We start from the raw sequence: 23452 nt of genomic DNA, 5'->3' as shown, positions 1-23452 counted from the left end.
AATATTCATGAAATCTTTCTTGTTCATATTATCCGTATTACCCCTGTTGATTAGTTGCCAAACAGAGAAAATTGTTTCAAAATATCCCACGCATGTAGGAAATATTGAATTTGATGAAAAGATAGATGACCCCAACTTTAAAAAATGTCTATCTGATGGAGCTTATGCTTATCAGTATTATAATGGTGGAAGTGGAGTCAAATACAAGGGTGAAAAATTAGCGATTATCAGACAATTAGAACAGCAAAACATAAAGTCTTCAAAAGATATCAATGGGTACATAACCATTCGCTTTTTAGTTAACTGTGAAGGAAAAACAGGACTTTTCAGGATGCAGCAAATGGATAACCAATACTTAGAGAAAGAACAAGATCAGAAATTTTCTGCAAAAATTCTTTCTTTTACAAAACAATTAGATGGTTGGATTTCAAAAGAAATAGAAGGCAAGAAAGTAGATTACTACCAATATTTAACCTACAAAATAGAGCATGGAAAAGTTTCAGAAATATTACCTTAGCCTTTTAGTACTGGTTATTTATTCTAATCTTCAGGCGCAGGTCAACTGCAATGTTATGCAGGATCAAAACTGCAAACAAGCTTGCAAGATCTATAATTTTCTGGAGGAAGTAGGACAGGGAACGAGGCAATCACAGGAACTTTTTGACAAAGCCATAGAACTTTGCCCATCATTTTCAGAACTCTATTCTGAAAAAGCTGTCCCGTATCTTAAAAATGGCGATTTCGTTACATGGAAAGTTTTAATTGACAAAGCAGTAAGCCTCAACCCCAAAATGCATCTTGGATACAGAGGTTGGTGTAAATATCAGTTTCTTAGAGATTACAATGGTGCTATTGCTGACTTTGATGAATTGGAACGATACAACCCAGGAGACATCGGATATTCGGCAAATAGCGATTACAACTTATATGTTGCCAAAGCGATTTGCTACTTTGCACTTGGACAGAAAGATAAGGCAATAGATTTACTGGAAAATCTATTTTCACAAAAGGATTACCACTTTGGATTTTACGATTATTACCAACTAGGGTCGTTATATTTTTATTCAGGAAAGTATGACAAAGCGTTAGAAAATTTTGAAAAACAAAGCAAGATCTATGATTTTGCTGAAAATATTTATTTTAAAAGTAAAATTTCAAAGATTAGAAACAAAGATTATTTAGAATTAAAACAATTGGCCCTCAAAACATATGATGAAGGCAAAACCATGAAAGATGTTTACACACATCATTACAACAAAATCTACAGAACAGAAATTACTGAACTGTAATATTTAATTTCTAAATATTTTAATCAAGAAAAATGGCAGATTTACAATCTATAAAAACCCGCTTTGGGATTATTGGGAATTATCCTGCGCTTAATCGCGCTTTGGAAAAGGCGATCCAAGTGGCACCAACCGATATTTCGGTTTTGGTCATCGGTGAAAGTGGCGTGGGGAAAGAATTTATCCCCAAAATCATTCATGCAGAATCCCGTAGAAAACATCAACCTTATATTGTCGTAAACTGCGGTGCAATCCCGGAAGGAACGATAGATTCCGAACTTTTTGGGCACGAAAAAGGTGCATTTACAGGAGCGACTACAACCAGAAAAGGTTATTTTGAAGTCGCGGACGGTGGAACAATTTTCCTAGATGAAGTGGGGGAATTGCCTTTGCAGACTCAGGTTCGACTACTTAGAGTCTTAGAAAGTGGCGAGTTTATGAAAGTTGGTTCCTCGCAAGTACAGAAAACCAATGTGAGAATCGTAGCTGCAACCAATGTTAATATGATGAAGGCGATTACAGACGGCCGTTTCCGTGAGGATTTGTACTACCGTCTGAATACCGTGCAGATAGACATGCCGCCGTTGCGGGACAGGAAAGGTGACATCCATCTGCTGTTCCGGAAATTTGCGGTAGATTTTGCGGAAAAGTATAGGATGCCGGAACTTACTTTGACACGGGATGCCGTTTCGTACCTTGAAGGTTATTCGTTTCCGGGTAATGTAAGGCAACTCAGAAACCTGGTAGAGCAGATGACTGTGGTGGAGCAAAACCGTGAAATTAATGCGATAAAATTGGCAGAATATATCCCCATGAATGCTAACCTGCCGGCTGTGGTACAAAAAAATACTGGTAGTAACACCGGTTCAGATTTTGGTTCGGAGAGGGAAATTATGTACAAAATCCTGTTTGACATGCGAAGTGACATCAATGATTTAAAATCATTAACTTCGGAGCTGATAAAGAACAGAGGAAATGGTGACCTGAGTAATCAGGAAAAAAACTTGATTAACAGGATTTATACGCCTGAAACGCATAACCAAAACCCCAATTCATTGCTGTACTTTGAGAATGAGAACCATCGTCCAACCATCATTTCGGATAATGAGGATCATCATTTTAATGATGTAGAAGATGTGGAAATAGAGGAAGCTAAACCAGAATCTTTATCTCTGCAAAACAACGAAAAAGATTTGATTATCAAAGCATTGGAAAAACATAAAGGCCGTAGAAACAGGGCTGCAGATGAACTGGGAATTTCGCAAAGGACGCTTTATAGAAAAATCAAACAATATAATCTGGAGGAGTAAATGACAATTCAAAATTCAAAATTCGCGGTTAAAAGTTTGAAAAGATATTTTTTCTTTGCTCTTTGCTCTTTGCTCTTTACCCTTACAGATTGTTACACTTTCTCAGGGTCGTCTTTGGGAGAGGATATGAAAACGGTAAAGATCAATACATTCCCCAACAATGCTGCTAACAACCTCCCGAGTCTGAGCCAGGATTTTACAGTAGCTATGCAGAACCGTTTTTTGCAACGGACTACGCTGAAAGGTGCTGTAGAAAACCCGGATCTGCTGATAGAGGGGGAAATTACAGATTATAACATTACGCCCACGAGTATTGGTAATTCTACAACCACAACTACAGGAAATATTGTTCAAGCACAACAGAACAAACTAACGATTACTGTAAAAGTACATTATGAAAACGCCAAAGACCCAAAGCTTAATTTTGACAGAAGTTATAGTGACGAGGCTGTTTTCAACAGCGATCTTGACCTGAATACCATAGAAACTTCGCAGGTGAAAATTGTAAATGAGAGAATCATTAACAAAATTTTTAATGACATTGTAGCCAACTGGTAAAGACATGAATACGAGAGTTTTAGAATTAATAAAAAATCCAAAAATTATCACCGAATCTGATTTGGCCGTCCTGGCAACCGAATCAGAAAAAACACCTTATGCGCAGAGTATCAGAGCGCTTTACCTTTTCGGGATCAACCTCTATCAGCCGGAAAAGTACAAAGAAAATCTATCGGAAACGGCAGCTTATACCACGGATAAAAAAATACTTTATCAATTTATCAATTCTGAAAAGGCAGGTAAAAAAGAAAGTTTGCCTATCGCCAAAACCGACTATAAAGAACCTGACAATCAGAAAACTAATATAATTGAAGAACCTCAAAAAGAGCAAGTTGTTTTACCAGAATTAAATTCTCTTGAATCTAAGGAAACCAAAGAAGAGGATGACAGTGTTAAAGATTTAGCTAAAGAGCAAGAAGCTGAACAAGAGGTTAAGCCAAGTTATAACATTTCGCCATCGGTAACATTTACTTCTGCCAACAATATTGTTTATCAGGTCAATAACAGCAATAACAAAACCGGATTCCCTATACCTAAAGTTGCTACTCAGGAAAATTTCGACGAAGAAACGAAACCTGAAGAGGATCCTGAGGTCGCGAATGCAGAACTTATCGAAGAAATAGAACAGGAAGAAACACCATCGCTTAACAAATTCGATATTGAGAAAATCATTGAATCTGAAACTCAGGAAAACCCCGAATTTATCGTGGTGGAAGGCGAAGTAAACAGGTTGCTCTACGAAGGTGAGGAAAACTTCTTGTCAGAAAAAGCACCACAACTGGATCTAGAGGCCACTAATGAAACGGGTGAGCTGGTCCTACAACCAGAATCAGAGTTGGTTGATATACAAATCATTGTTGACGAAAACCGTTCAGAGGAATCTATGATAAAGGATGACATTAGCCGTGATCCGGTTGAATTGGGTTCTGATCAAGATGAAAACCATAGCACTGATGATAACGATATTAGTTTTAACGGGATTCAGGACTTTATGCCAGATGTAAAATTTTCGGTACCACAAAATCATTTCGATTATCTTAATCCACCAAAATTTGAGTCGTTAGCTGAAAAAGAAGTTGTTTGGACATCTTCAAACGATACTTACATCGAGCCAGAAACAAAGAGCTTGGAAATTGAGGATCATGATGGCATAAGTTTCTCCGAGACACAAGCTTTTGAATTAAGTAATGTCGAAAAAACTGCTGAACCAGAAGTGCAGGAAAAAACACAGACTTTAGAAGAAAATATCATCACTGACGAAAGCCCAGCAGTAACCGATGATTCTTGGCAGCCAATGCAATTTGCGGGAAATATTCCGGATGCATTGATTGGTCAAACTAAAGAAGAACCTGTTTTGCAAGAGGCGATAAAAGTTGATATCATTGAGGAAGCTCCTTCTGAAATAATAGAAGAAAAGGAAGAGCCAGAAAAGGTAACAACACAGCCCGATGAAGCCATATCAGCTGAACTACCTGAAGAAGAATTACCCGTTATTAACGTTTCTTTTTTTGGTGATGAAGTTTCAAAAATTGAAGACCGCCAAGATGTTGCACAAGTCATCTCCGTTAAAGAAAACCAACCAAAAGAAGACAGTAATGTCGGTCACTTTATCAATACATGGCAAAGCTGGCTGAAACTGGACAGGGCTGAACAACCTACAGAAAAGGTCACCAAGAAAGAGAAGATTATTGACAACTTTATCGAAACCAATCCCAAGATTTCTCAGTTAAAAGAAGAAAATGCTTACGTTGTAAAAGAACGAAAGGATGACATCTCGCACCTGATGACCGAGACTTTGGCAAAACTATATACCGAGCAAAAGCTTTATACCAAAGCGATTAAAGCTTACGAAATCCTAGCCAACAAGCATCCCGAGAAAAAAGCTTATTTCCAAGAAAAAATAGAAGAAGTTAAAGACATCAAGAAAGCGTAAACCTTGGTGTTATTTCTATTTCTTAGAAATTCGATATAATTTGCCGCTGTCTGTAATCGCATAGAGATTTCCGTCACTTCCGTTAAAAACGTCACGAAATCTCTCGTGCTGGTCTTCTAACAGCCATTCTTCACCAATCACTTTATCATTTTCTATGATAATGCGGTCAATCTTTTCACCACTAAGACAGGCAATGAAAAGGTTATTTTTCCACTCATCAATATTACCAGTGTAAAAAGTGATTCCACTAGGTGAAATCACCGGATCCCAATAATAAACAGGTTGCTCTAGACCCTCTTTTTTTGTTAATCCATTATTAATTTTATCACCAGAATACTCAATACCATAGGTAATTATTGGCCAACCGTAGTTTTTACCAGCCTTTATAGAATTGATCTCGTCGCCACCTCTTGGTCCAAATTCTGTTTCCCACAATTCTCCGGTTACTGGGTGGATGGCAAGACCTTGTGGGTTTCTGTGTCCGTATGAATAAATTTCTGGCTTTGCATTTTTATTGCCAATAAAAGGATTGCCGTCAGCGGGTTTTCCGTATTTATCAATCTTAATAATTTTTCCCAAATAAGCTTTAAGGTCCTGAGCCAAAGGTCGCGTTTCCAAATCCGACCTTTCACCGGTACTTACAAAAAGATTTCCCTGCTTATCAAAAACAAGTCTGCTGCCATAATGCAATCTTCCATCATAAGATGGTGTTGCCCGGAAAATCACTTGTACATTTTCCACTTTATCTGAGGTTAGAATACCTTTCGCAACAGATGTAAGATTTCCTTTTTCATAAGGTTCTGAGAAGGTCCAGAAAATGGTTTTATTATTTTTAAAATCAGGATCTATGGTAATATCAAGTAACCCGCCTTGTCCCCTGCTGTCAACCTTGGGTATTCCAGTAATTTTTGTAATCTTCTTTCCATCTTGAGAAACGAGGTTCATGAAACCTGTTTTTTCTGTTATTAGAAAGTTTCCATCTGGCAGTTGGGTCATTCCCCATGGTTTGCCCAAATTATTATTAATGATATCAACCTTAATCTCGGCTTTTGTTTTAAAAGCTTTTGCTCTTGTCTGCCCGGGGAAGGCAGGCTTATAATCTGTATTTGGCGCATGTGTCTCGGGCGAAGCAGATTCTTTCAGATTATCCTTCTCTTGACAGGATACGAGAATAGAAAACAGACATAAACATGAAAAAGCAAGTGAACGAAGCATAATATTAATTTTTTTTATCAATGTAAAAATAATGCCGAAGTTAACGAATAATCAAACATTTAGGCTTGTTCATTTTACAATTGATGCTATCAGATCCCTTATTTGGATGAAATATTTTTATATAATCTAGTTGTCCTGCGGTATCATAATACGACCACTTTCCTTCATAAAACCAAAAAATTGATTGATAACCCACTATGGTTTTAGACTGCCCCTTTTGAGCTAATTTTCCATTTGTATGATAGATTTTTGTAAACGTCATGCTATCTTTGTAGCGATCCTTCTGCAAGATTCTGCCATTGAGATATGTCCTCCAATGGCCAATCTTAACCCCTTTTTTATAACGGCCAATACTTCTATACATTTCTCCCGGATAATCGTCTTCCACAATCCATTTTCCCGTTTTAACTACAGTCTGAGACGGTGTCTTTTCGTATTGATTGATCTTTCCCCTGCAAGAGAATAGAATCAGAATAAAAATGAAAAAAATATATTTCATGATAAATTTTTATCAAATATAACAAAAGTTTCAAATTTAATTCTACATTTGTAGAACAAAATAATTGTTTGTAGAATGAAAGAACAAAAATTAACCGATACAGAAATGGTCCTGATGGAAATCCTTTGGAAAAATGAAAAAGCTTTTATGAAGGATATAATGGACGAGTATGAAGAACCAAAACCTGCGCCAACTACCATTGCAACGCTTCTTAAGAGAATGCAGAATAAGGATCTGGTGGCCTACAATACTTTTGGAAACTCAAGAGAATACTACCCAAAGGTGAGAAAGGAAGATTATTTCCGCGGAGAAATGTCTTCTATGATTAACCGTTTTTTTAACAATTCTGTGAGCCAGTTTGCATCATTTTTTACATCCAATGCAAAACTATCCCAGAGACAATTGAAAGAACTTCGAGCCATTATTGACAGAGAAATCAAAGATTGACATGCTAAGCTTAATTCTTAAAATAATCCTTTGCTCATCGATATTAATCGGGATTTACTACTTGTTTTTACAACGGGAAAAGATGTTCCGCTTTAATAGGTTTTATCTTTTGTTTGCTGTAGTTTTTTCTTACGTGATTCCGTTTGTGAAAATCAATCTTCCAGCAATTTCACGTGAGAAGAGTCAACTGATTTTTGATGATAATCCTACACAACAATTAATTCAAAATGCTAACTCCACATCTCAATTTGATTGGATGAATTTAATTCTTGTAGCTTCTATTATCATTTCGATTGTTTTGATTATCAAACTAATCATTTCAATTATGAAAATTATTAATTTGAAAGGACTTGAGATTGATTATCAAAATCAGAAAGTAAAAATAATTGAGCAAAACCTTCCGCCATTCAGTTTCTGGAACAAAATCTATCTGAACCAGCGCTATTATGAAAATCAAAAAATCGATAACCAAATTTTCATTCACGAGAGAACACATATTGCTCAAAACCATTCTCTCGATATTCTTTTTATAGAAATCTTAAAAACCATTTCTTGGTTCAATCCTGCATTATACTTTTATAAGAAAGCGATGACAGACAACCACGAATTTTTGGCAGACGAAACGATTATCCAACAAAATGATAATGTGAAAGATTACCAAAGTTTGATTCTTTCCGAGATTCTTCAATCACAAAACCTCAACCTGACACACCAATTCAATTACAATAACACCAAAAAACGATTTATTATGATGACCACTAAAAAATCAAAATTTGAAAAACTCAAAAAAACAATGGCAGTTTCCGCTTTTGCAGGATTGAGTCTTTTATTTGTTCAAAAGGTTTATGCTTCGGAAGGTAAGCTTGAAACAGCTGTACCATTAAGCAGTTCTGTAAAATTGGATACTATTCCGCAAAGAACTGAAGGAAAAAACAATGTAACATTTAAAAACTCTAAAAAAGTAAAAACACCCCCAACGCCAAAGGAATTAAAAGAAAACGAATTACAAATTCCTCCTCCGCCGCCGCCAGCAAAAGATATTACACCAGCAGAATTTCCGGAAGGTATGAATACATTACGAACTAATTTTCAAAATAATTTTGATGCAACTACTTTGAACGGAAAGGGAACAATAAAAACCATGCTTTATATCTCAATAGATGAAAACGGTAAAACAACAGATGTAAAAGCAGACGGCCCTAATACTGACTTCAATAATGCAAGCATCAAAGCGATGAAAAAGTCAACAGAAAACGTCACCTGGAAGCCAGCTACAGAAGATGGAAAAGCAGCAGCAACAGTTTTTCAGTTTCCTATTACTATGAGTTTTACCAAATAATTTAACTGCTTACAAAAACGTTCCAACTATCGGAACGTTTTTTATTTCGTATTTTTGTTAGATGGATTTTAAACTTCATTCAGAATATCAACCTACTGGAGATCAGCCAAAAGCCATCGAAAAACTGGTAGAGGGCATCAACGTTGGCGAAAAATACCAAACCCTGCTGGGCGTTACCGGTTCCGGGAAAACCTTTACCGTTGCCAATGTTGTCAATCAAGTGCAAAAACCGACGCTGGTTTTGGCACACAACAAGACCTTGGCGGCTCAGCTTTTTATGGAGTTCAAAGAGTTTTTCCCAGATAATGCCGTAGAATACTTTGTCAGCTATTACGACTATTATCAGCCCGAAGCTTTTATCGCATCCACCAATACTTATATCGAAAAAGATCTGAGCATCAACGAAGAGGTTGAGAAACTGAGATTATCTGCGTCGGCAAGTTTGCTATCCGGCAGGCGAGATGTTTTGATTGTATCTTCGGTTTCCTGCATCTATGGTATCGGAAACCCGACAGAATTTCACAAGTCGGTAATCTCCATAGAAAAAAACGAAAAGACAACACGTACCAAGATTTTACATTCTTTGGTTAGTTCATTGTATTCCAGGGCTTTGAACGAGTTCCAGAGAGGTACATTCCGTGTAAAAGGTGATGTCATCGATATTTATCCTGCTTATGCGGATACCGCGATCAGGGTACAGTTTTTTGGTGACGAAATTGAAAAAATCCAAAGTTTTGACCCGGTTTCGGGAAATGTGATTTCTAATTTTGATGCGATTAACATTTATCCTGCTAACCTCTTTGTCACCACTCCGGAGACGATGCAAAAAGCCATCCGGGAGATTCAGGACGATATGGTGAAGCAGGTAGATTTCTTCAGGGAAATCGAAAAACCTCTGGAAGCTAAACGTCTGGAAGAACGTACGGAACTTGACCTGGAAATGATTAAAGAATTAGGCTACTGTTCCGGTATCGAAAATTATTCCCGATATATGGATGGCCGATTGCCTGGAGCAAGACCGTTCTGCCTTCTGGATTATTTCCCAAAAGATTTCCTGATGGTGATTGATGAGAGCCACGTCACCATTCCTCAGGTGCATGCCATGTATGGCGGCGACAGAAGCCGAAAAGAAGTTTTGGTAGAACATGGTTTCCGTTTGCCGGCCGCTATGGACAACCGTCCTTTAAAATTTGAAGAGTTTGAAGGCATGCAAAATCAGGTGATTTACGTTTCTGCAACGCCTGCCGATTACGAAATGGAAAAATCCGGTGGAACTTACATTGAACAGATTATCAGGCCAACGGGGCTTTTGGATCCTATTATAGAAGTTCGGCCAACGATGAATCAAATTGATGATCTAATTGAAGAAATCCACAAAAGAGTGGAATTGGATGAACGTGTTTTGGTAACCACATTGACCAAAAAAATGGCAGAAGAACTCACCAAGTATTTCACCAAAGTTGGAATAAGAACTCGATACATTCATTCTGATGTGGAAACTTTGGAAAGGATTCAGATTATGCAGGATTTGCGTTTGGGATTGTTTGATGTGTTGGTAGGCGTCAACCTGTTGAGGGAAGGTCTGGATTTGCCAGAAGTTTCTTTGGTTGCCATTCTGGATGCCGATAAAGAAGGCATGTTGCGCTCCCGAAGATCTATGATACAAACCGTAGGTAGGGCTGCAAGAAACCTGAATGGACGAGCCATCATGTACGCCGATAAAATGACCAAATCTATGCAGGCAACCATTGACGAGACCAACTACCGCCGGGAAAAGCAGATGAAATACAACGAGGAACACGGCAAGGTGCCACAGGCCCTCAACAAAAAAATTAGTGAAAACCTGGTGGGTAGAAGCAAAGATTTCCCTGATGAAAAATACACGCACAAAGAGATCATGCAGGAAGTGGCTGAGACCAAAGCCCATTATGGCTCCGAGGATATTCTAAAAATCGTTGCCAAAAAACAGAAAGAAATGGAAGCAGCTGCCAAAAACCTCGATTTTATAAAAGCTGCCAAATTAAGGGACGAAATAGAAGCTCTTAAATCATAAAGAAAAATAGCAGATTATATATAATCTGCTATTTTGTATTTAGAACCTGTAAGTCTTGTTCTTTGGCATTTGATAATCTACTTTGCCACGGATGGGGATTAGCAAATCCATCAATCCATTGAGTTTGATTTCGTAGATTGTAGAGAGTTGCATACCTAGTTTTCCTTTGGGGAAACCACCGTTTCGCATAAACCATTCGAGGTAAGAGATGGGCAAATCTGCCAGAACAGTCTCTTTATATTTACCAAAAGGCATTTTTACGACACAGATTTCTTTTAATATCTCAGGTGTTATACCATTTTCCATATTAGATAATAAGATTTGAACCGTTATCACTACTTGTATTTTCTCCTGGTAACTCAAGTGGTGGAGGCACATCATCTCCCGAAAACTCATCTCTGTAAACCTGTATTAGAAGTACTGTAATCGACATCAGAATAGGACCAAAAATAAGCCCCATAAAACCAAAAACATTCATTCCCATAATAATTCCAAAGACGGTCACCAGTGGGTGGATGTCCTCTAATTTCTTAAGCAACGTAAAGCGTAAAAGATTATCTGTAAGACCAACAATGATAAGTCCATAAATTAAAATCCCCACTCCGGGTCCGGTTTGTCCTTCTGCAATCATAAAAATACCAACAGGCAGATACACAATTGCAGCTCCAACAACAGGTAGCATGGATGCCAGTGCTGTGAGCGCAAAAAGTAACAGCGGGCTAGGGGCACCAAAAATATAATAGCCTATAAGCGCTACAAGCCCCTGTCCTAAAGCAACTACAGGAATACCAATAGCATTAGCCTTTACAAGCTTGATAAATTTATCACCAAGCATTTGGGTATTGGTTCTCTTAAAAGGCATTGCCCTGGCAACCACCCTTTCAAAAACTCTAGCTTTTACAAACATAAAATACAGGATAAAGTACATTGATGTAATGACTGTAAACGTATTAAATGTTGTTCCCAAAGCCTTAGTAGAAAAGGTTCCTGCAAAATTAGTTACTTTAGTAATATTCTCTTTACTCAGAATATCAAACCCGACTTTTTGATAGACAAACTGATGGATTTTCTCCAGAAAAACATTGAACTTTTGCATGTAAGCCTGAGCGTTCCCCAGTTTTGAAACTAACTGATCTACTGTAAAATAAACTGGTAATATGAGTACAATCAATGAGGCCAACATAAGAACCGTAGCCGAAAGCCAGGGTTTCCAGTTTTTCTCTTCTATCAGGTAAAAATTATATTTGCGACAAATAATGTATAACGTCACAGCCCCCAGAACTGAAGGGATGAACAATGCCAGATTCCAGCAAATAAGACCTACTAATACACAGATAATAAGAATTAATGAAATCTGCTTGATAACCACAGAATCTATTGGTTTACCCGAATCTGACATTTTTATATTTGTTGTTTATTAATTAATCCAATTGCCTTGGCGCTCCACAGTATGCACAGTACGCCGAATATGCAGCAATGTATGCAAATGGAAATGTAAGATAAATACCTACGCAACATAGTACAATACCGGCAATACTTATTAGAAAAGTTAAAACTCCTGTAAGTAAAATCGTGCCATAATTGTTTTGCACAATATTGAAGGATTTTTTAAGTGCATCAAAAGCACTCGCTTTCTCAAAAATCAGAATTGGGTAGCCTAAGAAAAAGAAAGGCATGATGAAAACAGCTGGTAAAACACACATTATTAGTAAGATGGATCCCGCCACCTGAGTGATTAATGCATAAATCACGATGTTAATGAAATTTTGCTTGTATGCGAAAAATATATCGGATACGCTGATACGTTGCTTAAAATTAGCTTTATTGGCTACATAAATTAAGCTGACAAATATTGGTGATAACAGGAGCGTGACAAGAAAACTTGCCCCATAAAATGTTGCAAATCCGGGAGTAGCCAATATCTCATTATAGTCAAGATTCCCATTAGAATCCTTTATCTGCTCCACCAAAAGCTGAGAATTAAACCCAGTCAAAAACTGAAGTGAATAGCTGAGTATAAAATAGATCACAACAGCTAAAAAGCAATAAAGAAATGTATTTTTAAAAATTTCTAATGCATGGGAAATAATGCTTCCTGCCTCTCTTGCTGGTGCTTTTGCTTGTGAATCAAATTCGTTAAAATTTTCCATTGAGTTTATTTTTGTAGTTGATAACCAAATCTACACAAAAAAAACAGGATACAGATGAACTCAAAAAAAATTATTCACCAAAGTCAGCCACAAGATGTTTGTATAAAACATAAATAATCGCATTCCAAAAAGGGAAGGACACAAAAATCCCAAAGAAGAAAATAACCACTCCGCAGTAAGAAATGATAATAGCTGCAAGACTTGCAAGTAGAACCAATCCGATATTTTGCCTGAATACAGACATGCTCATTTTAAAAGCCTGGAGAAAATTAAACCCTTTGTAAAAAACCAGTCCCGGCACAAATAGCATCAAGCCAATCCAAAGCAAACATAGCGGCGGAAATATAAGCAGATAACTGTTGATGACATTCCAAAACATGGCATAAATCCCGAAAAGGAAGAAGTTAGACCCTTTAAAACCGGCAAATAAATCCGAGGTAACTACAGGCTCTCCCAAATCTAACTTTCTGTAAATCTTTAGAAAACCGATATTAAGAGGAAAGATGACGGCTTTTATAACCACAACAGCCATGGTGAAATAGATGGCATTTTGAGTCTGCATAAGTGCTTCATACTTTTTGATGAATGCTTGAAAATCGTTGTACATCAATTGAGAAAACTGATTAACCTCTTCAAACAAACCATAATACCGGAATGCATACGCGCCAGCAAACATGATGAAAGAAAAATAAATCACCGAGAAAAGGAGTTGGTAAGGCAATGTCCTCATCCAGTATTGATAGGCTTCTGTAAGCACTTTTCCTATCTCGGGTCTTGTCTGTGTATTCATTTTTCAAAAACTTTGTGCAAAAATAGAAGATTGTTCTGAGAAAAAGATTGTAAAATGAAATATTCTGACAATCTTTATTTCCGGTGGATAAACCCCATAAAAACAAAAAATCTCAGAAAAATCTGAGATTTTGAGTGTGGGTCCTGAGGGATTCGAACCCCCGACCCTCTGGGTGTAAACCAGATGCTCTGAACCAACTGAGCTAAGAACCCGAATTTTTTGAAAAGGTTTCGTTCCTTTTGTGTGGGTCCTGAGGGATTCGAACCCCCGACCCTCTGGGTGTAAACCAGATGCTCTGAACCAACTGAGCTAAGAACCCTCTAATTCTCGTTTAGAGTGGTGCAAATATACAACTTATTACGAAATCAGCAAATTTTTTTCTAAAAAATCACCTACAACAAAGTTACTCCCGCCAATGAAAATCATTTCCCCAGATCTACAATTCTCTTTTGCAGCCACATAGCCCTCCTGCACCGATTCGAAAATATGATAACGCAACCCTGATTTTTTCAACAAATCTTCGTAATCTTTAGGATGCCTGCCTCGGTTAACATGGGGTTTCACAAAATAAAAATCGGCATCTTTGGGCAACATCGGGATAACTTCATCAATATTTTTATCATTTACAAATCCTAAAATGATGTGTTTGTGCTGCGAATAATCTTTTAGCTGACGGAAAACTTCTTCCAAACCGGCCTGATTATGCCCTGTATCGCATATCGTTAGCGGATCTGCCGAGAACTCAAACCACCGACCTATAAAATTGGTATTTTTGCAGACATTCAGCAATCCAGATTTTAGGTTTTCATCGCTAATAGCGAGACCGGCTTTCCGCAATTCATCAACCAAAGCAACAACCACACGAATGTTTTTCTGCTGATAATTCCCTTTCAAATCAGATAAAAGATTGGTTTTGATGCTCGTTGCATCTACATATTGCGCATGAAGCAGTTCTGCTTTTTCTTTAATAATGTCTTTCACCACGATGTTCTCATCGCCGGAAACTATTGGCGTACGTTCTTTAATAATTCCGGCCTTTTCCTTTGCAATTGCTTCAATGGTGTTTCCAAGGATGTTTTGGTGATCCAGCTGGACATTGGTAATTGCAGAAACTATTGGACTAATAACATTGGTAGAATCCAAACGGCCGCCCAAACCAACTTCTATAATAGCAAAGTCCACATTCTGCTGATAAAAATATTCGAATGCCATTATCGTGGTGAACTCAAAGAAAGATGGACGAATGTCCTCTGGCAATAGTTTTAGTTTTTGTATAAATTGATATACAAATGTCTTATCACAGTTCTTACCATTAATTTTGATGCGCTCGGTAAAATCGATTAAATGGGGAGAATTGTAAAGCCCAATTCTGTAACCAGCCTCCTGCAGGACAGATGCGAGCATATTGCTGGTGGATCCTTTCCCGTTGGTCCCGCCAATATGGATGGTTTTAATCTTATCCTGAGGATTACCAAAAAAAGCACACAGGTTTTTTATATTATCCAAGCCGGGTTTATAGGCCTTTTCGCCATCGGTTTGGTAATTGGGCATTTGGATGAACAGCCATTCTACGGCATCCTGATAATCTTGAGAAGTCATAATCGGTTAATCAAAGTGCAAATTTAAAAATAACCAATACAAGATAATATGAATGAATATAAAAATTGATTGGCAAATTTTTTCTAAATTGCGGCTTCATTGCGGGCGATTAGCTCAGTTGGTTTAGAGCGTTGCGTTGACATCGCAGAGGTCACTGGTTCGAATCCTGTATCGCCCACTTTTTTTTAATTTCTGAAGATTTCTCTTTCAAAAACTGTTAATTAATTATAAAGTTAATCGTTTTAAGACAGCAATGCAAAAAAAGGAAAGATTTTTGATGCCAAGAAAAACTGTTAATCAATAGTTCTACCATATGAAGTAAATTTCTTTTTGATTACTAATCCTCCAAAAAAGGAAACCTATGAAAAGATATTATGCGGTGTTAATTTTTTTCTACACTTTTTTTCTGTTATATATGATGTTTTACGGTTGCGGCAGGCATCCTGAATTTGGCATTCTGCAATTGAATCCTCTACAAAGCATCAAACATTTTCTTTACGATTCCGAATTTTTTTCCCAAGCATTTCTTGTAAATATTGTTGGCAACATCGTTATGTTTATTCCCTTTGGATGGTTGGGTATTTTAGATAAGCGATTGGATAAGCTCCCATTGCTTCTGTTTCTATTTATCTCATGGATATCAATGATTGAATTGGCTCAGCTCTACACTGCCCGTGGAACGGCCGATATAGATGATGTTTTCCTCAATACTTTAGGCATGCTAATCGGTTATTTTAGTTTAAAAATAATGAAGACATTTAATTTTGCGAATATTCGTTTTGAGCTAGATCCTGACTATGATGATATGAGCTCCTATAAATTATCGTAATATCTTTATTATGCTTCACTATCTATTTTTCCTTCATGATAATTTATACTGATGTAAGTTCCAAGTTTATAAAGATCAAAAAGAAAAATACTGGGAGTTTCAGAAGTGAGGTTTTTTATAACATGTTTTTCTAGCAATCCGTAAACATACCGAAACACAAGTTCCAAGCGCAATTTTTGTATTAAAAGAGCTGTTTTGTAGACTTTTGTGTCTTTTATTTTATCCTGATATTTGGGATCTTTGGATAAAATGTATAGCGATCTCATACCTTGGCCAGCCTTTTTTAAAAATACGTCATTTTGAGAATAATCAACGTGCATTGCCGGGTTATTGATAAAAAGATAACCTACCTTATCACGCTCCAGCGTTTTTGCAAAAACGTAGTCTTCATATCCATATTGCACAAGATTCTCATTAAAAGGATATTCAATGAAGACTGTTTGCCTAATAACAAAATTTGCGGTCCTGAAAGTATCGAAATCCTTGCTATTATAATTTGTTGAAATTTCCCTTTTTATTGAATAATAGTTCCTAAGGTTTTTAAAGTTTTTATCCACCGTAAAACCACCGTAAAAAAGATCTACTTCAGGATTCTGTTCAATCGCTTTTAAATAAGCCCTGATGAAAGAAGGATTCGTTATCCTAAAATCACAATCCAGAAAAAGAAAATAATCGCCCTTTGCAAACTGTAGGAACAGGTTTCTTATGATAGATCTGCCCACATTTTTCTCCAAAAAAATAAATTGATCTGTAAGATTTTCAATCGTTGTATTGGTTTTTTTGAAGGTTTCATCAGAAGCATCATCTATCAACACGATCTCGGCATCCAGACCATTTTTTTCGATTTCAAATTGCAGAGCCTTTACCAGGTCCAGCACATCAAAATTATAAACAGGAATACAAACTGAGAGCTTCATATCTTATCAATAACTTTTTGGATATTCAGCTCTTCTTGGCAGGCATAATCGCCACGGAAGCATTCTTTGTCACCAAAAACCGAGCATGGCCTGCAGGTTAAATCCTTGACTTCCACAATGTCATCTTCGCTTTGTCCATAACCTAAAAATCCGGCGAAATGGTGCGTAGAGCCCCACACAGAGATGCACCGCGTACCCATAAGGCTTGCCAGGTGCATATTGGCAGAATCCATAGAGATCATGACCTGGAGTTCCGCAATTTTCTGTAATTCTTCGCGCAAAGTCAATTTCCCCGCGAGGCTTTGCGTATTGGCAATTTGCGTTTCCCATTGTTTAAGGATTTCGTTTTCCTCTTTGCCTCCACCAAAAAAGTAAACTTTATGAGTTTGTGCTAAGATACGCGCCAATTCAAAAGACTTTTCTATAGGCATCATTTTGCCTTTGTGCTGGGCAAAAGGCGCAAAACCAATATCTTTCTTAAGATTGCATTGCCCGCGCAGCTGATATGACAGTTCCAGAGGAAATCCCATTTTACGGAAAACATCTGCATAGCGTTCTACTGTCCTTTTGAGCGGGAATTTATCCAGATTCCAAATGTTGGTGAGTTTTTCCTTTTCGTCTTTGCCCTTAATAATCTGAAAAACTTTGTAACCATGCCTTTTAAATATCGAGTTGACCATCTTGGTGCGGATCACCTCATGAAGGTCAGCTACATAATCCGGATGATAGGTTTTTATTAACATCTTTGTCAACCTTCTTATCCCGAGAACACCCTTATAATCATCGAAACTAATACCATGGAACTTCAATCTCGGATGCTGATCAAACAAATCCTTAAAATTATCGCGGCTTACAAAGACAATTTCCACATCAGGATTCTGCTCCAGAAACTCTACGCAAACGGGGACAGCCATTGCCACATCTCCAAATGCGGAAAAACGATATGCAAGGATTCTTTTCACCTATTTCTTTAGTTGAAATGCAACAGCGTAAAATTTGATCTGCTTGGTCATAGCCATGAGTCCGTTGGCCCTAGAAGGGGACAAGAATTCCTGCAAGCCAATCACGCCAATAAAGTCAAAATCCGAGTCGAGGATTTCCTGCGTAGTATGTCCGCTGTAGATGCTTACCAAAAGCGAAACTATACCTTTTGGCAAAATCCCGTCGGAATCTGCGTTGAAAAACAATTTCCCATCCCGGAAATCTGCATCAATCCAAACTTTTGACTGACAGCCTCGGATGAGGTTTTCGTCTGTCTTTTTATCCTCAGGAAGACCCTTTAGTTCTTTCCCAAGGTCAATAATATACTCGTATTTCTGTTCCCAATCCTCCAGAAAGGCAAATTCATCAATGAGCTCCTGTTGTTTTTCTTTGATTGTCATTCAGAATTGATTTGAATTAAAATTAAATTATTTTACCGATTGGGCAATATTAGCAATCACTTTAACGGCAGCTAACATACTTTCCAAAGGTACAAATTCATAAGGCCCGTGGAAATTGTGTCCACCGGCAAAAATATTGGGACAAGGCAATCCCATGTAAGACAATTGCGCACCATCGGTACCTCCTCTGATGGCTTTGATTTTCGGTTCAATACCAGAATCTTTCATGGCTTGTTCTGCCAAGTCAATAATATGCATTTTGCCTTCAAACTGTTTTTTCATGTTGAGATATTGCGGCTTGATTTCGATTTCTGCCGTTTTATCGCCATATTTTTTGTTGATTTCCTCCACTTTTTCGGCAATCAATTGCTTTCTGGCTTCAAATTTTTGATCATCATGGTCTCGGATGATGTACTGAAGTTTAGCTTCGGAAACATCACCTTCAAAATCTGTCAGGTGGAAAAAGCCTTCAAAACCTTTCGTGGTTGCAGGCGTTTCATTAGCCGGTAGTAAATTGATGAACTCAGAAGCTACCAAACCGGCATTCAGCATTTTCCCGAATGAATAACCCGGATGTACAGACAACCCGTGGATTTTCACCACTGCTCCGGCTGCGTTGAAGTTCTCATATTCCAATTCGCCAATTTCTCCGCCGTCCATCGTATAAGCCCACTCTGACCCAAATTTTTTAACATCAAAATGGTGCGCACCTCTACCAATTTCTTCGTCCGGATTGAATCCGATGGAAATTCTTCCGTGTTTGATTTGTGGATTAGCCAATAGGAATTCTGCTGCCGTTACAATCTCTGCAACGCCGGCTTTGTCATCAGCACTTAGCAAACTTGTTCCGTCTGTTGTGATGATGGTTTGTCCGATGTATTTTTTTAATGTTTCAAATTTTGTTGAAGACAGGGTAAATCCGGTTTCTTTGTTTAATAGCAAATCTTCGCCGTCATAGTTTTCCCAAATTTGTGGATTCACATTCTCACCATTGAAATCCGGAGATGAATCGTAATGCGCGATGAATCCAACTTGTGGAACTTTTTCCTCTTTATTAGAAGGAATAAATCCAAAAACATAACCTTTTTCATCAATACTCACATCTTCTAAGCCGAGGTCCTGCAATTCTTGATAAAGATAATTGGCCATGTCCCACTGTCTTTTTGTAGAAGGCGTGGTGTCACTTTCCGGGTCGCTGGTTGAGAAAATCTTAATGTAAGTCAAGAATCTGTTAAGGAGTTTTCCTCTCCAAACTCCGTCTAATTGGATGTTTTCCATATCAATTTCTATATCCGCACAAAGTTAGATATTTATGGACTTAACGGCAAATAATATGTGGTTGATCATTTGATGACTAATCCCATCACTTTTAAAATTCCTGTTTTTGCGATAAAATTCACACATTTGCCATATCTCTATAAAGTTTTATATTTAGAACATCAAACCGAGATAAAAACCGAGTCTTATGTTCTTAACCGAATGCCCACGCGATGCGATGCAAGGTTGGGGAGAAATGATCCCTACGCCAACCAAAATAGATTACATCAACCGACTGATGGAAGTGGGCTTTGATGTCCTCGATTGCGGTAGTTTTGTAAATCCGCGCACGATGCCACAGATGGCAGATTCGGGTATTGTGGTGGATGAGATCAACAAATCTCTTTCTAATACTAAATTGTCTGTGGTGGTGGCAAATCTTCGGGGTGCCGAGAAAGCTTTGAGTCACGATCAGGTGGACATCCTGGGCTTTCCTTTTTCAATCTCAGAAACTTTCCAGCACAGGAATACCAATAAAAACCGGGAGGAAGCTTTCTCCGAAGTGGTGAAAATCCTAGAACTTACAAAATCAGAAAACAGACAGCTCAACCTCTATTTTTCTATGGCTTTTGGAAATCCCTACGGCGAACGTTGGAAATGGGAAGATGTGGATTTTTGGGCACACCGTTTTTCGGAAATCGGGATCCAAAACATTCTGCTGTCGGATACCACTGGTGTGGGAGATGTGGAAAGAATCTCGCTTCTCTTCAACAAAATCCCATCAAAATACCCAGAAATCAACTTTGGCGCGCATCTTCATAACCGCTACGAGGATTCTTATAAAAAACTGAAAGCTGCTTATGACGAAGGCTGCAGAAGGTTTGACAGTGCCATCAAAGGCATGGGTGGCTGTCCAATGGCCAAGGATGATTTGGTTGGCAACATGCCTACTGAGAAGGTTTTCACCTTTATGTCCTCAGAAAAAATTGATATTAAGCAGAATCTCCTCCACTTTGAAAGTGCTTATAACATGGCAAAAGATATTTTTCATTTTTGACGTAAGTTTTGTCATGTATTCTCAATAATAATCATAAAAAGTTATTATTATTGATAAAAAGATGTAATTTTAGTACAGAAAAACAATCAAAAATATAAGCTATGACATCAAAAACGACTTATTTGGGTGACTCCAAAATAGAATCTGTGCACGAGGCTTCGGGGGAAGTGTTTTCCACGTATGTTCCTTCTAATAACTTTTCTGTAAGAGAGCATTTTTCACCAACTGACATTTTTGCAACGGCTTTGGCAGAGAGCGCTTTTGCATCATTGGTAGTTTTGGGAAACGAAAGAAATATCAATATCACAGGAGCCACCTGCGAGTTGAAAAAAACCATGTACTTTGAACCGAGAAGGATTGGAGAAATCTTCTGCGTCTTTCATTTTCCTCACAATTACTCTTTGGAAGAAAAAGATTTTATAGAAACCACGGTTAAGAGTTGCCCGGTTTACCTCAGCCTCAACGAGGATATCAAAAAGATATTTCTTTTCAAATATCAAGAATAAATTGAAAAAAAAAGGAACTCATTTTTTGAGTTCCTTTTTTCTTATTTAATTTTAGAGAGTGCATCTACGGTCTCTTCCAGATAAAAATCACGTTCCAAATTTTTTCTCCAGTTTTCTGTCTTCTTAGCAAACGCTTCATCTTTTTTGATACGCGCGGCTTCATCAGCATGCAGAGTAAACTTTAGGCCATTGTTGAATTTATCCAAGGCTTTAAACTTCTCAATCTGAGCTTTACGCTTTTTCATAACGTCATTGAATTTTGCCTGATTCAGTGTAATGGTCTCCTCTTTATCAAGAGCTTCCTTCCATTCTGCAGATTCCTGCAACAATTTGTAGCTGTTGTTATTGGCAATTTGTTTATCAATTTCCGACTGTAGCTGTGGAATGTTAAGCGTTGTTAGTTTTTTGTAAGACGTCGTTTCTATTTTATCCCATGGCAATGCATACTGGTCAAATCTTTCGCCTACCTCAGCATAAGAGAAAAAGTCCTTCATTTTGATATCAGCTTCCACACCTTTTCTTTGAGTGGATTCCCCACTGATTCTGTAAAATTTCTGAATAGTGAGTTTTAGTGCGCCAAAATCGTCTGTCGTATTCAAAAACCTGTTAAGCTCTACAAAAGTCTGCACCGTCCCTTTTCCAAAAGAACTTGGCGATCCAATAATCACTGCCCTACCATAATCCTGCATAGCACCTGCAAGAATTTCTGAAGCTGAAGCAGACAATTCATTCTGCATTATCACGAGAGGTCCAGTCCATATAGGATCATTAGTCTTATTAGATAATACCTGAAGTTTACCCCGACTGTCCTTCACCTGAACATAAGGCCCGGCATTCATAAAAAGACCCATAATATCACCCACTTCTGTAAGGGATCCTCCACCATTGTTCCTAAGATCTAGGATGATGCCTTCCACATTTTCCTTCTTGAGTTTAATCAGTTCGGCTTTTACGTCATCCGAAGCATTACGGCCTCCGTTTTCTTTGTCAAACTCTACATTGAATCCCGGAAGGTAGATAAAACCATACTTTTTACCATTTTTAGAATCTACTACTATACTTCGTGCGTAGGTATCTTCTATACTCACTTCCTCACGGATCATAGTAACATCTCTGATAGTTTTATCTTTTTTCTCCACCGTAAGAGTAACAGGCGTTCCCTTTTCGCCACGGATTAACCTAACCGCCTCATCGGACAGCATACCAACAACGTTTACAGGCTCTTCATTAGGCTTGGATCTTACTTTCAGGATTTTATCTCCTGCCGTAAGTTGTTTGGATTTCCAGGCCGGTGCTCCAATAGTTAACTCACCAAGATAAAGGTAACCCTTTTTCTCCTGAATTAATGCGCCTATCCCAATCACCTTTCCAGTAAACTGCATATCAAAGTCTTCTTTATTTTTTGGTGAAAAATAGTTGGTATGCGGATCAAAAACCTCGGTATAGGCATTCATATAAACCGTGAACCAATCGGTTTTCTTCCTCTTTTTAAATCTCTTAAACGAATCTGTTATCAGATCCTTTACCTCCGCAGTAGCCTTTTCCCTCTTTTTTTCCATAGAAAGGGGCTCATATTTTATGGTGTCTTTTAGCTTATTAACCACCACCGAATCTTTTTTCTTTTTTTGAGATTCTTCTCTGCTGTTGAGCGTTTCTATCTCTTGTAGGATATTGTACTTGATGTATTTTTTCCATTCTGCATATTGCTCCTTGGCATTTGCAGGGTTTTTTCTCTTTTTGGGTTCAAGCACAAGCTCATCATCTTCGTCCAAATTAATGGGCTTGGTAAAGATATCCTGAGTCATTTTATCGATATCGTCTACACGCTGGTAAAGACGGTCTACAGTCAATTTATAGAAAATAAGGTTTCCCTGATTAAGATAATCATCTAGTTTGGTATAATGCTTCTTGAATTCGTCCATATCAGATTGCAAAAAATACCTTTTTGACGCATCTACACTCTCAAAATATTTATTATAAACATCTTGGGAGTAAGCATCGTTAATAGGTTTGGGACTGTAATGGAGATATGATAACGTATTTTTTACGCTTACCATAATGGTCTGCATCTTTTCATCATCATTTTGTGGGGAATTGAAACAAAACATCAGCGTCATAAGTGGCGCAAACATCAAAAGTTTCTTCAGCTTGATCTTTTTGAACATATTTTTTAAGTGTACTGCTATTAGTAAATATTTTCTTTTGAAAGTTACGTAAAACTTCAAAAATGAAACCAAATTTAAGACCTTATTTTATTTTACCTGCTATAAAATGGTTATTTTTGAGAGATTTTTTAAAAAATCATCAAAACTAAAAGGAATTAAA

23 protein-coding genes and 3 tRNA genes are annotated in these 23452 nt (G+C 37.6%); 12 read left to right on the top strand and 14 right to left on the bottom strand.

What is annotated here, in order from left to right; translation table 11 throughout:
• Positions 1–7: 7 nt before the first annotated feature.
• The 5 genes from AC00Y6_RS04595 to AC00Y6_RS04575 are packed head-to-tail and all read left to right on the top strand — an operon-like array spanning position 8 to position 5087.
• Positions 8–517: a hypothetical protein gene (locus AC00Y6_RS04595; RefSeq protein ID WP_474489440.1), complete on the top strand. Its 510-nt coding sequence runs from the start codon at positions 8–10 to the stop codon at positions 515–517.
• Positions 489–1289 carry a tetratricopeptide repeat protein gene (locus AC00Y6_RS04590; protein ID WP_474489439.1) on the top strand — a complete coding sequence of 267 codons (801 nt, stop codon included), beginning with the start codon at positions 489–491 and terminating at the stop codon, positions 1287–1289. The genes AC00Y6_RS04595 and AC00Y6_RS04590 overlap by 29 nt, the downstream gene beginning before the upstream one ends.
• A gap of 32 nt (positions 1290–1321) precedes the next feature.
• Complete coding sequence (locus AC00Y6_RS04585; protein WP_474489438.1) at positions 1322–2596, top strand: sigma-54 interaction domain-containing protein; 1275 nt, start codon at positions 1322–1324, stop codon at positions 2594–2596.
• On the top strand, positions 2597–3154 hold the full coding sequence (locus tag AC00Y6_RS04580; RefSeq protein ID WP_474489437.1) for an LptE family protein: 558 nt from the start codon (positions 2597–2599) through the stop codon (positions 3152–3154).
• 4 nt (positions 3155–3158) lie between these two features.
• Positions 3159–5087 carry a hypothetical protein gene (locus AC00Y6_RS04575; RefSeq protein WP_474489436.1) on the top strand — a complete coding sequence of 643 codons (1929 nt, stop codon included), beginning with the start codon at positions 3159–3161 and terminating at the stop codon, positions 5085–5087.
• Positions 5088–5102: 15 nt separating this feature from the next.
• Here AC00Y6_RS04575 and AC00Y6_RS04570 read toward each other — a convergent pair whose 3' ends face one another.
• Both AC00Y6_RS04570 and AC00Y6_RS04565 read right to left on the bottom strand, forming a co-directional pair.
• Positions 5103–6302, bottom strand: coding sequence for a PQQ-dependent sugar dehydrogenase (locus tag AC00Y6_RS04570; RefSeq protein WP_474489435.1), 1200 nt, complete (start codon positions 6300–6302; stop codon positions 5103–5105).
• A gap of 40 nt (positions 6303–6342) precedes the next feature.
• Positions 6343–6801 (bottom strand): hypothetical protein, encoded by a 459-nt coding sequence (locus AC00Y6_RS04565; RefSeq protein ID WP_474489434.1) that lies wholly within the window; start codon positions 6799–6801, stop codon positions 6343–6345.
• A gap of 75 nt (positions 6802–6876) precedes the next feature.
• On the opposite strand from AC00Y6_RS04565, the gene AC00Y6_RS04560 reads away from it, so the two are divergent.
• The 3 genes from AC00Y6_RS04560 (at position 6877) to uvrB (ending at position 10640) form a co-directional block, all read left to right on the top strand.
• On the top strand, positions 6877–7248 hold the full coding sequence (locus tag AC00Y6_RS04560; RefSeq protein ID WP_474489433.1) for a BlaI/MecI/CopY family transcriptional regulator: 372 nt from the start codon (positions 6877–6879) through the stop codon (positions 7246–7248).
• An 82-nt stretch (positions 7249–7330) separates the two neighbouring features.
• Positions 7331–8587, top strand: coding sequence for a M56 family metallopeptidase (locus tag AC00Y6_RS04555; RefSeq protein WP_474489432.1), 1257 nt, complete (start codon positions 7331–7333; stop codon positions 8585–8587).
• A 61-nt stretch (positions 8588–8648) separates the two neighbouring features.
• Positions 8649–10640 (top strand): excinuclease ABC subunit UvrB, encoded by a 1992-nt coding sequence (uvrB, locus tag AC00Y6_RS04550; RefSeq protein WP_474489431.1) that lies wholly within the window; start codon positions 8649–8651, stop codon positions 10638–10640.
• A gap of 39 nt (positions 10641–10679) precedes the next feature.
• On the opposite strand, the gene AC00Y6_RS04545 is transcribed toward uvrB, so the two are convergent.
• The 7 genes from AC00Y6_RS04545 to AC00Y6_RS04515 all read right to left on the bottom strand — a co-directional run bounded on the left by AC00Y6_RS04545 (position 10680) and on the right by AC00Y6_RS04515 (position 15179).
• Positions 10680–10934: a DUF3820 family protein gene (locus AC00Y6_RS04545; RefSeq protein WP_474489537.1), complete on the bottom strand. Its 255-nt coding sequence runs from the start codon at positions 10932–10934 to the stop codon at positions 10680–10682.
• A 13-nt stretch (positions 10935–10947) separates the two neighbouring features.
• Positions 10948–12039 carry an AI-2E family transporter gene (locus AC00Y6_RS04540; RefSeq protein ID WP_474489430.1) on the bottom strand — a complete coding sequence of 364 codons (1092 nt, stop codon included), beginning with the start codon at positions 12037–12039 and terminating at the stop codon, positions 10948–10950.
• A gap of 22 nt (positions 12040–12061) precedes the next feature.
• Positions 12062–12790, bottom strand: a complete 729-nt coding sequence (locus AC00Y6_RS04535) for a beta-carotene 15,15'-monooxygenase (protein ID WP_474489429.1) — start codon at positions 12788–12790, stop codon at positions 12062–12064.
• A gap of 70 nt (positions 12791–12860) precedes the next feature.
• Positions 12861–13580, bottom strand: a complete 720-nt coding sequence (locus tag AC00Y6_RS04530; RefSeq protein WP_474489428.1) for a hypothetical protein — start codon at positions 13578–13580, stop codon at positions 12861–12863.
• A gap of 137 nt (positions 13581–13717) precedes the next feature.
• A tRNA-Val gene (locus AC00Y6_RS04525) sits at positions 13718–13792 on the bottom strand.
• Positions 13793–13824: 32 nt separating this feature from the next.
• Positions 13825–13899 (bottom strand) — tRNA-Val (locus AC00Y6_RS04520).
• Between the two features lie 38 nt (positions 13900–13937).
• Complete coding sequence (locus AC00Y6_RS04515; protein WP_474489427.1) at positions 13938–15179, bottom strand: bifunctional folylpolyglutamate synthase/dihydrofolate synthase; 1242 nt, start codon at positions 15177–15179, stop codon at positions 13938–13940.
• Positions 15180–15282: 103 nt separating this feature from the next.
• On the opposite strand from AC00Y6_RS04515, the gene AC00Y6_RS04510 reads away from it, so the two are divergent.
• Positions 15283–15357, top strand: a tRNA-Val gene (locus AC00Y6_RS04510).
• Positions 15358–15540: 183 nt separating this feature from the next.
• A complete protein-coding gene (locus AC00Y6_RS04505) occupies positions 15541–16008 on the top strand; it encodes a VanZ family protein (RefSeq protein WP_474489426.1) in 468 nt (155 codons plus the stop codon).
• A gap of 8 nt (positions 16009–16016) precedes the next feature.
• On the opposite strand, the gene AC00Y6_RS04500 is transcribed toward AC00Y6_RS04505, so the two are convergent.
• Genes AC00Y6_RS04500 through pepT form a run of 4 tightly spaced genes read right to left on the bottom strand, consistent with a single transcriptional unit; the run spans position 16017 to position 19585 of the window.
• Complete coding sequence (locus AC00Y6_RS04500) at positions 16017–16925, bottom strand: glycosyltransferase family 2 protein (RefSeq protein ID WP_474489425.1); 909 nt, start codon at positions 16923–16925, stop codon at positions 16017–16019.
• A complete protein-coding gene (locus tag AC00Y6_RS04495; RefSeq protein WP_474489424.1) occupies positions 16922–17887 on the bottom strand; it encodes a glycosyltransferase family 9 protein in 966 nt (321 codons plus the stop codon). The genes AC00Y6_RS04500 and AC00Y6_RS04495 overlap by 4 nt, the downstream gene beginning before the upstream one ends.
• On the bottom strand, positions 17888–18307 hold the full coding sequence (locus tag AC00Y6_RS04490; RefSeq protein ID WP_474489423.1) for a SufE family protein: 420 nt from the start codon (positions 18305–18307) through the stop codon (positions 17888–17890).
• 27 nt (positions 18308–18334) lie between these two features.
• Positions 18335–19585, bottom strand: a complete 1251-nt coding sequence (gene pepT, locus AC00Y6_RS04485; protein ID WP_474489422.1) for a peptidase T — start codon at positions 19583–19585, stop codon at positions 18335–18337.
• A gap of 187 nt (positions 19586–19772) precedes the next feature.
• Here pepT and AC00Y6_RS04480 point away from each other — a divergent pair, with 187 nt between their 5' ends.
• Together AC00Y6_RS04480 and AC00Y6_RS04475 are read left to right on the top strand one after the other, a co-directional pair.
• On the top strand, positions 19773–20621 hold the full coding sequence (locus AC00Y6_RS04480; protein WP_474489421.1) for a beta/alpha barrel domain-containing protein: 849 nt from the start codon (positions 19773–19775) through the stop codon (positions 20619–20621).
• A 101-nt stretch (positions 20622–20722) separates the two neighbouring features.
• Complete coding sequence (locus AC00Y6_RS04475; protein WP_474489420.1) at positions 20723–21127, top strand: OsmC family protein; 405 nt, start codon at positions 20723–20725, stop codon at positions 21125–21127.
• Between the two features lie 41 nt (positions 21128–21168).
• Here AC00Y6_RS04475 and AC00Y6_RS04470 read toward each other — a convergent pair whose 3' ends face one another.
• Positions 21169–23292: a carboxy terminal-processing peptidase gene (locus AC00Y6_RS04470; RefSeq protein WP_474489419.1), complete on the bottom strand. Its 2124-nt coding sequence runs from the start codon at positions 23290–23292 to the stop codon at positions 21169–21171.
• Between the last annotated feature and the right edge of the window lie 160 nt (positions 23293–23452).

The sequence above is a fragment of the Epilithonimonas sp. genome (assembly GCF_056329745.1).
The sequence above is the reverse complement of the archived record's forward strand: the minus strand, read 5'-3'. Positions and strand labels throughout refer to the sequence as shown.

Bases quoted from the DNA above. Each gene is read 5' to 3' on its own strand.
- pepT (WP_474489422.1), bottom strand. From the start codon at position 19,585: ATGGAAAACATCCAATTAGACGGAGTTTGGAGAGGAAAACTCCTTAAC.
- AC00Y6_RS04565 (WP_474489434.1), bottom strand. From the start codon at position 6,801: ATGAAATATATTTTTTTCATTTTTATTCTGATTCTATTCTCTTGCAGG.
- AC00Y6_RS04515 (WP_474489427.1), bottom strand. From the start codon at position 15,179: ATGACTTCTCAAGATTATCAGGATGCCGTAGAATGGCTGTTCATCCAA.
- AC00Y6_RS04580 (WP_474489437.1), top strand. From the start codon at position 2,597: ATGACAATTCAAAATTCAAAATTCGCGGTTAAAAGTTTGAAAAGATAT.
- AC00Y6_RS04535 (WP_474489429.1), bottom strand. From the start codon at position 12,790: ATGGAAAATTTTAACGAATTTGATTCACAAGCAAAAGCACCAGCAAGA.
- AC00Y6_RS04575 (WP_474489436.1), top strand. From the start codon at position 3,159: ATGAATACGAGAGTTTTAGAATTAATAAAAAATCCAAAAATTATCACC.
- AC00Y6_RS04540 (WP_474489430.1), bottom strand. From the start codon at position 12,039: ATGTCAGATTCGGGTAAACCAATAGATTCTGTGGTTATCAAGCAGATT.
- AC00Y6_RS04595 (WP_474489440.1), top strand. From the start codon at position 8: ATGAAATCTTTCTTGTTCATATTATCCGTATTACCCCTGTTGATTAGT.
- AC00Y6_RS04480 (WP_474489421.1), top strand. From the start codon at position 19,773: ATGTTCTTAACCGAATGCCCACGCGATGCGATGCAAGGTTGGGGAGAA.
- AC00Y6_RS04475 (WP_474489420.1), top strand. From the start codon at position 20,723: ATGACATCAAAAACGACTTATTTGGGTGACTCCAAAATAGAATCTGTG.
- AC00Y6_RS04590 (WP_474489439.1), top strand. From the start codon at position 489: ATGGAAAAGTTTCAGAAATATTACCTTAGCCTTTTAGTACTGGTTATT.
- AC00Y6_RS04500 (WP_474489425.1), bottom strand. From the start codon at position 16,925: ATGAAGCTCTCAGTTTGTATTCCTGTTTATAATTTTGATGTGCTGGAC.
- uvrB (WP_474489431.1), top strand. From the start codon at position 8,649: ATGGATTTTAAACTTCATTCAGAATATCAACCTACTGGAGATCAGCCA.
- AC00Y6_RS04585 (WP_474489438.1), top strand. From the start codon at position 1,322: ATGGCAGATTTACAATCTATAAAAACCCGCTTTGGGATTATTGGGAAT.
- AC00Y6_RS04560 (WP_474489433.1), top strand. From the start codon at position 6,877: ATGAAAGAACAAAAATTAACCGATACAGAAATGGTCCTGATGGAAATC.
- AC00Y6_RS04530 (WP_474489428.1), bottom strand. From the start codon at position 13,580: ATGAATACACAGACAAGACCCGAGATAGGAAAAGTGCTTACAGAAGCC.
- AC00Y6_RS04505 (WP_474489426.1), top strand. From the start codon at position 15,541: ATGAAAAGATATTATGCGGTGTTAATTTTTTTCTACACTTTTTTTCTG.
- AC00Y6_RS04570 (WP_474489435.1), bottom strand. From the start codon at position 6,302: ATGCTTCGTTCACTTGCTTTTTCATGTTTATGTCTGTTTTCTATTCTC.
- AC00Y6_RS04490 (WP_474489423.1), bottom strand. From the start codon at position 18,307: ATGACAATCAAAGAAAAACAACAGGAGCTCATTGATGAATTTGCCTTT.
- AC00Y6_RS04470 (WP_474489419.1), bottom strand. From the start codon at position 23,292: ATGTTCAAAAAGATCAAGCTGAAGAAACTTTTGATGTTTGCGCCACTT.
- AC00Y6_RS04555 (WP_474489432.1), top strand. From the start codon at position 7,331: ATGTTCCGCTTTAATAGGTTTTATCTTTTGTTTGCTGTAGTTTTTTCT.